Consider the following 12,247-nt stretch of genomic DNA (forward strand, 5'->3'; position numbering starts at 1 on the left):
GTCCCCGGCCCCCGGGTTTCCGCGCCCACCTCCCGGGAATCGGGTGACGCATACCTCACCTGCGGAACCACGACGGGCGGTGTCCCCGCAACCGTGTTTACGGTAAAAGCGAAGGCAATTTCAACGTAGATCTGCCGGCGAAGCGAGGAACACATGACGGAAGTCAAGCTCGATCACCCCGGTGGGCAGCTGTCGATGCCGGTGCAGTCGGCGGTCGAGGGCCCCGCCGGCATCGGCGTGAGCAAGCTCCTCAAGGAAACCGGGATGACAACGTACGATCCCGGTTTCGTGAACACCGCGGCCTGCTCCTCCGCGATCACCTACATCGACGGCGACGCGGGCATCCTGCGGTACCGGGGCTACCCGATCGAGCAGCTGGCCGAGAAGTCCTCCTTCCTGGAGGTCTCGTACCTGCTCATCTACGGTGAGCTGCCCGGCCAGCAGCAACTCGACGAGTTCAGCGAGCGGATCCGGCGGCACTCCCTGCTGCACGAGGAGATGCGTCGCTTCTTCGACGGCTTCCCGCGCGACGCGCACCCGATGGCCGTGCTCTCCTCGGCCGTCAGCGCCATCTCGACCTTCTACCAGGACAGCCTGGACCCGTTCGACTCCGACCACGTCGAGATGTCCACGGTCCGGCTGATGGCGAAGGTCCCCACCATCGCCTCGTACGCGTACAAGAAGTCGATCGGGCAGCCGCTGCTGTACCCGGACAACTCCCTGGGCTACGTGGAGAACTTCCTGCGGATGACGTTCGGCGTGCCGGCGGAGCCGTACGAGGTCGACCCGGTCATGGCCAAGGTGCTGGACATGCTGTTCATCCTGCACGCCGACCACGAGCAGAACTGCTCCACGTCGACCGTGCGGCTGGTCGGCTCCAGCAACGCCAACCTCTTCGCCTCGGTCTCGGCCGGGGTGAACGCCCTGTTCGGCCCGTTGCACGGCGGCGCCAACCAGGCCGTGCTGGAGATGCTGGAGAAGATCCAGCTCGACGGCGGCGACGTGCGGTCCTTCGTCCGCAAGGTCAAGGACAAGCAGGACGGCGTGAAGCTGATGGGCTTCGGCCACCGGGTCTACAAGAACTACGACCCCCGGGCCGCGATCGTGAAGAAGGCCGCGCAGGACGTCCTCGGCCGGATGGCCAAGCCGGACCCGCTGCTGGACATCGCGATGCAGCTGGAGGAGATCGCCCTCGCGGACGACTTCTTCGTCTCCCGCCGGCTCTACCCGAACGTGGACTTCTACACCGGCCTGATCTACAAGGCCATGGGCTTTCCGACGAAGATGTTCACCGTGCTGTTCGCCCTCGGCCGGCTCCCCGGCTGGATCGCCCAGTACCGCGAGATGCTCGGTGACCCGGAGACCAAGATCGGCCGCCCGCGGCAGCTCTACACCGGTTACCCGGAGCGCGCGTACGAGCGGCCCGCCGACCGCTGACGCGCCCCGTGCGTGGTTAAGAAGGGCCCCCTGCTATGCGGAATGCGATGGCAGGGGGCCCTTCCTTGTGCCTCAGCGCAGGCCGGCGGCGGCCAGCAGGTTGCCCTCGGCGACCCGCAGCGGGGTGCCCCCGCCGCTCATCCGCCGCTCGGCGCGCTCGGCGGTGAACGCCGGGGCCTTGGCGATCGCCGAGGCGTACGCGTCGGCCGTGCGGCGCGCGATGGCGGCCCAGCCGTACTGCTCGTGGACCATCCTCCGGGCCCGGCGGGCCAGCGCCCGGGCGCGCTCGGTGTCCGACAGCAGGGCGTGCACCGCCTCGGTCAGCCCCGCCGGGTCCTGCGGGGCGAACGTCATCCCGGTCACGCCCGGCTCGACGATCTCGGCCAGGCCGCCCGTCGAGGCGACCGCGAGGGGCGCGCCGGCCGCCGCCCCCTCCAGGGCGACCATGCCGAACGGCTCGTAGATGCTCGGCACCGCGAAGCAGTCCGAGGCGGCCATCACCGCGGGCAGGTCGGTGCCGCCGAGGAAGCCCGGCATGCTGACCGTGCCGCCGAGGCCGAGCCGGTGCACCTCGGCCTCCAGCGCCGGCTTGTACGGCCCGTCGCCGACGATCACCGCGCGCAGCCCCGGGTGCCGCTCCCGCAGCCGGGGCAGCCCGGCCAGCAGGTGCTGCACGCCCTTCTCGTAGACCAGCCGGCCGGCGAAGGTGACCAGCGGGCCGTCCCCGGCGAACCGCGCCCGCGCCGAGGCGACCGCCGACGTCGGCACCTTCCAGCGGTGCGGCTCCACCCCGTTGGGCACCACGTCGACCCGGGCGGCCGGCACGTCGAACAGCGCGCCGACCTCGTCGCGCATGTACGCCGAGCAGACGATCACCCGGTTGGACTCGCCGCTGAGCCACTGCTCGACGCCGTGGATGGTGCGGTTCATCTCCTCCGGCAGCCAGCCCTGGTGCCGGCCCGCCTCCGTCGCGTGGATCGTGCTGACCAGCGGGATGTCGAGGTGGTCCCGCAGGGTCATCGCGGTGTGCGCGACGAGCCAGTCGTGGGCGTGGATGACGTCGTAGGAGCCGGATTCGGTGGCGCGCAGGGCGGCGCGGGTGAGGGTGTGGTTGAAGGCCATGGTCCAGGCCAGGAGGCTGCCGGTGGCCAGGGGGAAGGCGACGGGGTCCTCGGCGGCGCGCAGGACGCGGACGCCGTCGGCGTACTCCTCCAGGGGTGCGCCGTCGGCGTGGCGGGTGACGACGGTGACCTCGTGGCCCGCGGCGGCGAGGGCGACGGAGAGGGCGTGCACGTGGCGGCCGAGGCCGCCGACGAGCACCGGCGGGTACTCCCAGGAGAGCATGAGGATGCGGCGGGTCTGCGGGGGCACCCCGCAGCCGTGGGGCTGCGGGAGCGCGGGCTGCGGGGTCTGGGACCGTGAGGTGGTGCTGGGCCGGCAGAGCCGGTCCGCGGCGGTGGCGGTCTGCTCGCCGGCCCGCAGGGTCGTCACATCGAACTCCGTCCGTGCAGGGTGGAACGCGCCGGCAACGATGGCGGCGTGACAGGACATGGTGGGGTGGCCGAGGGCCGAGCGGGAACGCGCGCTTCCGCACGCCCCCGCATCAAGGAAAGGGCATCCGGGCCCGAACCGCATCCTGAGAGGGCCCAAGGTGACGGACACCACCCAAAGGTCTAGTCGGTATCAGGTGGGTGGAAATGGTTACGGCACCAACGGGTGGATTGGGCCGACCGACGGCGGGGCATTAGCGGCGTGCGCACCCGGCGGGCACGGCCCCGTCCGGGGCGCTCATCATCATGGGCTGAGGAGCGACATGCAGGTCTGGCCGGGCGAGCGTTACCCGCTGGGAGCCACCCACGACGGGATGGGCACGAACTTCGCGATCTTTTCCGAGGTGGCCGAGCGCGTCGAGCTCTGCCTGTTCGACGAGTGGGACACCGGCGCCGAGCGCCGCGTCGAGCTGCGCGAGGTCGACGCGTACGTCTGGCACTGCTACATCCCGGGCATCGAGCCGGGGCAGCGCTACGGCTACCGCGTCCACGGCCCGTGGGACCCGGCGAACGGCATCCGCTGCAACCCGAACAAGCTGCTGCTCGACCCGTACGCGAAGGCCGTCGACGGTGACGTCGAGTGGAATCCGGCCGTCTACGACTACGAGGTGGGCGGCGACGAGAACCGGATGTCGGAGACCGACTCGGCCCCGTTCATGCCGAAGTCGGTGGTGGTGAACCCGTACTTCGACTGGGGCAACGACCGGCCGCCGCGCACCCCGTACCACCACTCGGTGATCTACGAGGCGCACGTGCGCGGGCTGACCATGCGCCACCCCGGCATCCCGGAGGAGCTGCGCGGCACGTACGCGGCCATCGCCTCCCCGGTCATGATCGAATACTTCCAGCGGCTCGGGGTCACCGCCGTGGAGCTGATGCCGGTGCACCAGTTCGTGCACGACCACCGGCTGGCCGACCTGGGGCTGCGCAACTACTGGGGCTACAACACGATCGGCTTCTTCGCCCCCCACCACGGGTACGCGGCCCTCGGCGGCCTCGGCCAGCAGGTGCAGGAGTTCCGGGGCATGGTCAAGACGCTGCACGCCGCCGGCATCGAGGTCATCCTCGACGTGGTCTACAACCACACCGCCGAGGGCAACCACCTCGGCCCGACGCTGAGCTTCAAGGGCGTCGACAACCCCAGCTACTACCGGCTGTCCGAGGAGGACCGGCGCTACTTCGTCGACTACACCGGCACCGGCAACAGCCTCAACGTCCGCAGCCCCCACTCCCTCCAACTGATCATGGACTCGCTGCGCTACTGGGTCACCGAGATGCACGTCGACGGCTTCCGGTTCGACCTCGCCGCGACCCTGGCCCGCGAGTTCTACGAGGTCGACCGGCTGTCGACGTTCTTCGAGGTGGTCCAGCAGGACCCGGTGGTCAGCCAGGTCAAGCTCATCGCCGAGCCGTGGGACGTCGGCCCCGGCGGCTACCAGGTGGGCAACTTCCCGCCGCTGTGGACCGAGTGGAACGGAAAGTACCGCGACACGGTGCGCGACTTCTGGCGCGGCGAGCCCGCCACCCTCGCCGAGTTCGCCTCCCGCATCTCCGGCTCCGCCGACCTCTACCAGGACGACGGCCGCCGCCCGTTCCACAGCATCAACTTCGTCACCTGCCACGACGGGTTCACCCTCAACGACCTGGTGTCGTACAACGACAAGCACAACGAGGCCAACGGCGAGGACAACCGCGACGGCGAGGGCCACAACCGGTCCTGGAACTGCGGCGTCGAGGGGGAGACCGACGACCCCGGCGTGCTGGCCCTGCGCCAGCGGCAGCGGCGCAACTTCCTGGCCACCCTGATCCTGTCGCAGGGCGTGCCGATGCTCGGCCACGGCGACGAGCTGGGCCGCACCCAGCGCGGCAACAACAACGCCTACTGCCAGGACAGCGAGCTGGCCTGGGTCGACTGGGACGACGCCGACGAGCCGCTGCTGGACTTCGTCCGGCGGCTGGTCGACTTCCGCCGCCGCCACCAGGTGTTCCGCCGCCGCCGCTTCTTCACCGGCCTGCCCGTCGGCGGTCGGGCCGCCGGCTCCGGGCTGCCCGACCTGGCCTGGTACACCCCCGACGGCCGGGAGATGAGCGGCGAGGACTGGGGCAACGACTTCGGCCGCTCGGTGGCCCTGTTCGTCAACGGCGACGGCATCCGCGAACGCGGCCAGTACGGCCAGCGCCACCACGACTCGTCCTTCGTCCTCTGCTTCAACGCCCACGACGCCCCGCTCGACTTCACCCTGCCCGGGGAGGAGTTCGGCCAGCGCTGGGAACAGGTGATCAGCACCGCCGACCCGGACCCGGAGAAGCCGACCCTCGTCGAGGCGGGCGGCAGCATCTGCGTGCCCGACCGCTGCCTCGTGGTCCTGGAGAGGATGGTTTGAGCCGATGCCCGACACCCCCGACACCCCTACCCGCCGGGTCGGCTCGACCTACCGGGTGCAGGTCCGCCCCGGCTTCGACCTCGACACCACCGCCGGCCTCGCCGGCTACCTGGCCGACCTCGGCGTCACCCACCTCTACAGCGCCCCGCTGCTCACCGCGACCCCCGGCTCGCAACACGGCTACGACGTGGTCGACCACCGGGCGGTCAACCCCGAACTGGGCGGCGAGGCCGCCCGGGTGCGGCTGGTGCGGGCGCTGCGCGCCGTCGGGCTCGGCCTCGTCGTCGACATCGTGCCCAACCACGCCGGGGTGGCCCGGCCGGCGGCCAACCCCGCCTGGTGGGACGTGCTGCGCCGGGGCCGCGACTCGGCGTACGCGCGCTGGTTCGACATCGACTGGGACCGGGGCCGGCTGCTGCTGCCCGTGCTCGCCGACACCCCCGATGCCCTCGACGACCTCAAGATCGCCGACGGGGAGCTGCGCTACCACGAGCACCGCTTCCCGATCGCCGACGGCACCGGCGACGGCAGCCCCCGGCAGGTGCACGACCGGCAGCACTACGAGCTGGTCTCCTGGCGGCGCGGCGACCGCGAGCTGACGTACCGCCGGTTCTTCGCCGTCGCCGACCTCGCCGGCCTGCGGGTGGAGGACCCGGAGGTCTTCGCCGCGACCCACGCGGAGGTCCTGCGGTGGGCGGCGGCCGGCGAGGTCGACGGCATCCGCGTCGACCACCCCGACGGGCTGCGCGACCCCGCCGGCTACCTGGCCCGGCTGCGCGCCGCCGCCCCGCAGGCGTGGCTGCTGGTGGAGAAGATCCTGGAGTACGGCGAGGAGCTGCCCGACTGGCCGGTCGACGGCACCACCGGCTACGACGCCCTCGCCGCCGTGGGCGGCCTGTTCGTCGACGGCGCCGCCGAGGCCGACTTCACCGCCCTCGACGCCCGCCTCACCGGCCGGCACACCTCCTGGCAGGACCTCACCCACGACACCAAGCTGGCCGCCGCCACCCGGCTGCTCGCCGCCGAGCTGACCCGCCTCGCCGCGCTCGCCCCCGAGCTGACCCCCGACTCCGCCCGCGCCGCCCTGGCGGAGCTGGCCGCCTGCTTCCCGGTCTACCGGGGCTACCCGCCGCACGGGGCCCGCCACCTCGCCGCCGCCCGCGCCGAGGCTGGCCGCCGCCGCCCCGACCTGGCCCCCGCCCTCGACGCGGTCACCCGCCGGCTGCGCGACCCCGACGACGAGCTGGGCGTACGCTTCCCGCAGCTCTCCGGCGCGGTGATGGCCAAGGGCGTCGAGGACACCGCCTACTACCGGTGGAGCCGGTTCGTCGCCCTCAACGAGGTCGGCGGCAGCCCCGCCCACTTCGGCACCCCGGCGGCCGAGTTCCACCGGTTCGCCGCCGCCCGCCAGGTGCGCTGGCCGGCGGCCATGACCACCCTCTCCACCCACGACACCAAGCGCGGCGAGGACGTCCGGGCCCGCCTCGCGGTGCTCTCCGAGCTGCCCGACCGCTGGGCCGAGCGCGTCACCCGGTGGACGGCCGCCGCGCCGCTGCCCGACCCGGCGTTCGCCCACCTGCTCTGGCAGACCGCCGTCGGCGCGTGGCCCATCGAGCGCGAGCGGCTGCACGCGTACGCGGAGAAGGCCGCCCGGGAGGCGTCGGTGGCCACCAGCTGGGCCGACCCCGACCCCGGCTTCGAACGCGCCATGCACGCCCTGGTCGACCGCATGTACGACGACCCGGAGCTGCACGCCGAGCTGACCGCGTTCGCCACCGAGATCACCCCCGCCGGCTGGTCCAACTCGCTGGGGCAGAAGCTCGTCCAGCTCGCCATGCCCGGGGTGCCCGATACCTACCAGGGCACCGAGCTGTGGGACAACTCCCTCGTCGACCCCGACAACCGCCGCCCGGTCGACTTCGGCGTACGCCGGGAGAAGCTGGCGCGGCTCGACGCCGGCCTGCCCCCGGCGGTGGACGCGTCGGGCGCGGCGAAGCTGCTCGTGGTGTCGCGGACGCTGCGGCTGCGCCGCGACCACCCGGAGCTGTTCGCCGGCTACCGCCCGGTGCCCGCGCACGGCCCCGCCGCCGCCCACGTCGTCGCCTTCGACCGGGGAGCCGCCGACCGGGGCGGCTCTCCTCCTGCCGGGCTGCACTGCGCCGGGGCGGTCGCCGTGGCCACCCGGCTGCCGCTGCGGCTGGCCCGCGCCGGCGGCTGGCGGGGCACCCGGCTGTCGCTGGGCGGCAACAGTGTTACCGACGTGTTCACCGGACGGGTCTACAGTGGGGCTGAGCTGCTGTTGGACGATCTGCTCGCCACTCTCCCCGTCGCCCTCCTCGCACCCACCGACTCCGTGGAGGCTGCCGCATGACCGAGTTCACCGTGTGGGCGCCCCAGGCCGCCCGGGTCCGGCTGCGGCTGGCCGGTGACGACGACCACGAGATGCGCCCCGAGCCGGGCGGCTGGTGGCGGGCCGAGGTGCCCGGCGCGGGCCCCGGCACCGACTACGCGTTCGTCCTCGGCGACGACGGCCGGGCCCTGCCCGACCCCCGCTCGTCCTGGCAGCCCGCCGGGGTGCACGGGCCGAGCCGGCGCTACGACCACGCCGCCTACCGCTGGGGCGACGCCGGCTGGACCGGCCGGCAACTGCCCGGCAGCATCCTCTACGAGCTGCACATCGGCACGTTCACCCCCGAGGGCACCTTCGACGCGGCGATCGAGCGCCTCGACCACCTCGTCGACCTCGGCGTCGACCTGGTCGAGCTGCTGCCGGTCAACGCCTTCAACGGCGAGCACAACTGGGGGTACGACGGGGTCTGCTGGTTCGCCCCGCACGAACCCTACGGCGGCCCCGACGGGCTGAAACGGTTCGTCGACGCCGCCCACGCCAGAGGGCTGGGGGTGATCCTCGACGTCGTCTACAACCATTTCGGGCCCTCCGGGGCCTACGCGCCGATGTTCGCGCCGTACCTGACCGAGCGGAGCAACACCTGGGGCCGCACCGTCAACCTCGACGGCCCCCACTCCGACGAGGTACGCCGCTACATCGTCGACAGCATCGTGATGTGGCTGCGCGACTACCACGTCGACGGCCTGCGCCTCGACGCCGTGCACGCCATGCCCGACACCCGCGCCACCCACCTGCTGGAGGAGATCGCGGTCGCGGTGGAGGCCCTGTCGACCCGGCTGGGCCGGCCGCTGTCGCTGATCGCCGAGTCCGACCTCAACGACCCGAGGCTGGTCACGCCCCGCGAGGCCGGCGGGTACGGCCTGCACGCCCAGTGGAACGACGACGCCCACCACGCCCTGCACACCCTGCTCACCGGGGAACGGCAGGGCTACTACGCCGACTTCGGCTCGCTGGAGTGCCTGGCGCAGGTGCTGACCGGCGGGTTCTACCACGCCGGCACCTGGTCCAGCTTCCGCCAGCGCAGCCACGGCCGGCCCGTCGACCGGCAGCGCGTGCCGGGGCACCGCTTCGTGGCGTACCTGCAGAACCACGACCAGATCGGCAACCGGGCCACCGGCGACCGGATCTCCGCGACGCTCTCCCCGGCGCTGCTGCGCGTCGGCGCGACGCTGCTGCTCACCGGCCCGTTCACCCCGATGCTGTTCATGGGGGAGGAGTGGGCGGCCAGCACCCCGTGGCAGTTCTTCACCAGCCACCCGGAGCCGGAGCTGGCCACCGCCGTGGCCACCGGGCGCAGGCGCGAGTTCGCCGCGCACGGCTGGCCGCCCGGCGACGTGCCGGACCCGCAGGACCGGCAGACGTTCCTGCGCTCCCGGCTCGACTGGGCCGAGCTGGACAAGCCCGAACACCGCCGGATGTACGACTTCTACCGGCGGCTCATCGCCCTGCGCAAGAGCGACCCCGACCTGTCCGATCCCCGGCTCGACGCTGTCGACGTCCGGCACGGCGACCAGTTCCTGGTGATGCACCGGGGCGAGCGGATGGTGGTGGCGAACCTGGCCGGCCGGCCGCAGCGGATCACCCTGCCGGGAGTGGCGCGGCGGGTGCTGCTGGCCACGGAGGAGGGCGTCTCGGTCACCCGCGACCGCATCGAACTCCCCCCGGAATCGGCAGCGGTGGTCGCCCTGTGAGGGGGAGCGGGGCTGGCTGGCATGATCGTCTGCTGATTAATGAGACGACACGCCGGACAATTTCTCCATAACCAGCAGACGATCATGTCAGCCTGCGCCTCCTCGGCAACCGGGGCCGCCCGCCCTCGTGATCAAGAGAAATGCGTCATCGTCGAGATCGACTCTGACGCTTTTCTCTTGATCACCGCGTTGTGCCTGACGGGACCAGGCGGCGACGGACACACCAATGTCGGTTCATGAGCGGTCAACGACATAGGTGCCGCGCCCGGTGGAGGTCACGACCAGTCCGCGGTCGCGAAGCAGTCGGATGGCGGCCCGGACGGTTCCCCGGCTGACTCCGTACTGCTGTTGAAGGTGGCTCTCGCTGGGCAGAGGCTGGCGCGGCTTGAGTTTGCCTGCCTCCATCTCCTTGGTCAGAAGCCCTGCGAGCTGTACGTAGAACGCCACCGGGGACATCTCGTCAACCATGTGTCGGACCTTAACGTGGGCGGCGTTGCAGATCCGACTCCATCGGTGGACCATCGGATCGCGCATTCGGGCTCGAACGAGGAAGTCAGGATCCCTCTGCCAGTTTTCCGGTCACGTAGGTTCCTTTGCCCTGTCGGCCCTGAAGCTCCCCGGTTATTTGAAGATGTTCGATCGCGCGTCTTACCGTTCCGATGGAGCAATCGTACTTTTCCGCGAGTTCCGGCAGGGAGGGGAGCTTGTCTCCCTCCTTGAGTTGCCCCGAGGCTATCGACTTCCTGATGTCGTTGATGACGACTCGGAAGGTCGGGATGTAGCCGCTCATCGCTCTAGTAGATCAGTCTGCACCGATGACCATGTCCAGTATGTCACTTCTTTCAACAGTGCTCACTCTGTCAACTCTGTCAGTAGAGTGGGCTGCGCCAGGATGGATCCTCAGCAAGGAGCGGTATGCCCAGATGGAAGTGGTACCAGCGCCCCGGTAGGCCCGTTGACTACGTGGCAGGTGAACCGAGCGGCGAAAGGCAGTCGGGCGACCCCCGACGGGCGCGGCGGGACCAGCCCTTGCCGCTGGGACGGGCACGTGAGGGCCGCAACCAGAGGTGGGCCGTGGCGCCTCCGCAGAGGCGACCAGGGTCATCGTTCGGGGCGGAAGCCCCGCAGCGGGATCTGCCGCCATCGAATCCCCTGATGCGCCGCCCTGACGGAGGCACCCATGCGCGGTGACGAACCTATGGTGAGCCGGGGCGAGCAGGCCGAGGAGGTTGAGCGGGAGGCGGCCAGGCAGCGGCTGCTCGCCTTGGCCGAAGCGGAGCGCGTACCCGTGGAGGACACCACGCGGGCGGTCCCCGACCGGCGGTGGCGGCGTGACCAGCGGTGAAGAGCCGATTGGTCGCCGGGTCGCCCGGTGGCGGGCGCGGCGGCGGCTGACCCAGCAGATGTTCGCCGACCGGCTCGGCCGGTCGAAGAGCTGGGTGGACAAGGTCGAGCGGGGCGTGCGCGCGCTCGACCGGTACGCGGTGATCCAGCAGGTCGCCGAGGTGCTGCGGGTCGACCCGCTGGTGCTGCTCGGCGAGCGCCGTAAGTCGTCATCGACCGGGGCCGGCCGGCTGGACGGGGTGGACGGGATCCGGGCGGCCCTGGCCCGCTATGACGTGCCCCATCCAACGGCGTCGGTGGCGGAGGTGGGGCGACACGTGGCGAACGCCTGGTTGACGTACCAGCACGCGCGGTACGCCCAGGTGGTGCGCCTGCTGCCTAGGCTGCTGCACGCCGCTCAGAGCGTGCGGGAGGCGCAGCCGGAGCTGCTGGTGCAGGCGTACCGGATCACGTCGTCGGTGCTGGTGAAGCTCGGCGAGGCCGACCTCGGCTGGCTGGCCGCCGACCGGGCGGTGGCCGTGGCCGGCGGCGATCCCGTGCTGGCCGGGGCGGCGACCATCTCGGCCGCCCAGGCGCTGCGCGCGCTGGGCTACGACCGGCTGGCGCTGGTGGCGGCGCTGGCCGCCGCCCACCGCATCGCGCCCGCGCCCGTGTCCGCGCCCACGTCCGCCGCCGAGCCGCAGACGTCAGGGGTGTCGGAGGCGGTGCCGCCGGCAGCGACGGCGGTTCACGGGGCGCTGCTGCTCCAGGCCGCGCTCGCCGCCGCCGGCTGCGGCGACGCCCACCGCGCCGGAGAGCTGACCGGCCGGGCCGCCGAGGTTGCCGCCCGGGTCGTCGCCGACGACCCGCACCGCACCGGCTTCGGGCCGGTCGCCGTTGAACTGGCCGAGGTGGTGGCGGCGGTCGAGCTGGGCGACGCCCGGGCGGCCGTGGTCCGGCACGAGCAGGTGGTACGGCGGGACGCGTGGCGGCTGCTGCCCGCTGAGCACCGCGCGGCGTACCTGGTGGACGCCGCGCGGGCGTACCTCCGGGTTGGTGACCCGGGCGGGGCCGGGCGGGTGCTGGTCGACGCGGACGGCGTCGCGCCGGACGAGGTCCGGTGCCGGCCGGTGGCGCGTACCGTGCTCGCCGAGGTCGCGTCGGCACGCTTGGCACCGGCCGGCGTGGCGCGCCTGGCGGCGCTGGTCGGCCTGTCCCGTTGACCGCTGAGGCCCGGTGGCCTCCGCGCACGCCGAGCGCAGCCCTCGCTGGGCCCGGCCGTGACCGCCCTGCGGCCCACGGCGCGTCACCTGCGTGACACCAGGCCGACCGGAAGCCGGGCCAGCACGCGGTGATGCCCCGGAAAGAGGGCTGCCGACCGGCTGCGGCCTGCAAGATCGTGCTCGATCCCGGGTCGGGTGGCATCTCAAGCGGAGTGAGGCCACTCTTTCC

9 protein-coding genes are annotated in these 12,247 nt (G+C 72.1%); 6 read left to right on the forward strand and 3 right to left on the reverse strand.

The window, feature by feature from the left end:
* Positions 1-153 precede the first annotated feature (153 nt).
* Complete coding sequence (locus TK50_RS28930) at positions 154-1,437, forward strand: citrate synthase (RefSeq protein WP_043968690.1); 1,284 nt, start codon at positions 154-156, stop codon at positions 1,435-1,437.
* Between the two features lie 72 nt (positions 1,438-1,509).
* Here the strand turns inward: TK50_RS28930 and TK50_RS28935 are convergent, their stop codons facing one another.
* Complete coding sequence (locus tag TK50_RS28935; RefSeq protein ID WP_043968691.1) at positions 1,510-2,928, reverse strand: glycosyltransferase family 4 protein; 1,419 nt, start codon at positions 2,926-2,928, stop codon at positions 1,510-1,512.
* A 322-nt stretch (positions 2,929-3,250) separates the two neighbouring features.
* On the opposite strand from TK50_RS28935, the gene glgX reads away from it, so the two are divergent.
* From glgX to treZ, 3 genes are read left to right on the forward strand one after another with little or no spacing between them, the layout of a single operon-like run.
* Positions 3,251-5,371, forward strand: a complete 2,121-nt coding sequence (glgX, locus tag TK50_RS28940; RefSeq protein WP_043968692.1) for a glycogen debranching protein GlgX — start codon at positions 3,251-3,253, stop codon at positions 5,369-5,371.
* Between the two features lie 4 nt (positions 5,372-5,375).
* Positions 5,376-7,742, forward strand: coding sequence for a malto-oligosyltrehalose synthase (gene treY / locus TK50_RS28945; protein ID WP_043968693.1), 2,367 nt, complete (start codon positions 5,376-5,378; stop codon positions 7,740-7,742).
* Complete coding sequence (gene treZ, locus TK50_RS28950; protein ID WP_043968694.1) at positions 7,739-9,472, forward strand: malto-oligosyltrehalose trehalohydrolase; 1,734 nt, start codon at positions 7,739-7,741, stop codon at positions 9,470-9,472. Before treY ends, treZ begins: the two co-directional genes overlap by 4 nt.
* A 234-nt stretch (positions 9,473-9,706) precedes the next feature.
* On the opposite strand, the gene TK50_RS28955 is transcribed toward treZ, so the two are convergent.
* Positions 9,707-9,940, reverse strand: coding sequence for a GntR family transcriptional regulator (locus TK50_RS28955; protein WP_043968696.1), 234 nt, complete (start codon positions 9,938-9,940; stop codon positions 9,707-9,709).
* A gap of 85 nt (positions 9,941-10,025) precedes the next feature.
* Positions 10,026-10,262, reverse strand: coding sequence for a GntR family transcriptional regulator (locus tag TK50_RS33275; protein WP_082106744.1), 237 nt, complete (start codon positions 10,260-10,262; stop codon positions 10,026-10,028).
* A 390-nt stretch (positions 10,263-10,652) separates the two neighbouring features.
* Between TK50_RS33275 and TK50_RS34580 the strand changes: the two genes are divergently transcribed.
* Positions 10,653-10,817 carry a hypothetical protein gene (locus tag TK50_RS34580; RefSeq protein ID WP_199486169.1) on the forward strand — a complete coding sequence of 55 codons (165 nt, stop codon included), beginning with the start codon at positions 10,653-10,655 and terminating at the stop codon, positions 10,815-10,817.
* On the forward strand, positions 10,804-12,018 hold the full coding sequence (locus TK50_RS28960) for a helix-turn-helix domain-containing protein (protein WP_043968699.1): 1,215 nt from the start codon (positions 10,804-10,806) through the stop codon (positions 12,016-12,018). The genes TK50_RS34580 and TK50_RS28960 overlap by 14 nt, the downstream gene beginning before the upstream one ends.
* The last annotated feature ends 229 nt before the right edge of the window (positions 12,019-12,247 follow it).

It is taken from the genome of Micromonospora haikouensis (genome assembly GCF_000876225.1).
In the GTDB taxonomy this organism is placed as follows: domain Bacteria; phylum Actinomycetota; class Actinomycetes; order Mycobacteriales; family Micromonosporaceae; genus Micromonospora; species Micromonospora haikouensis.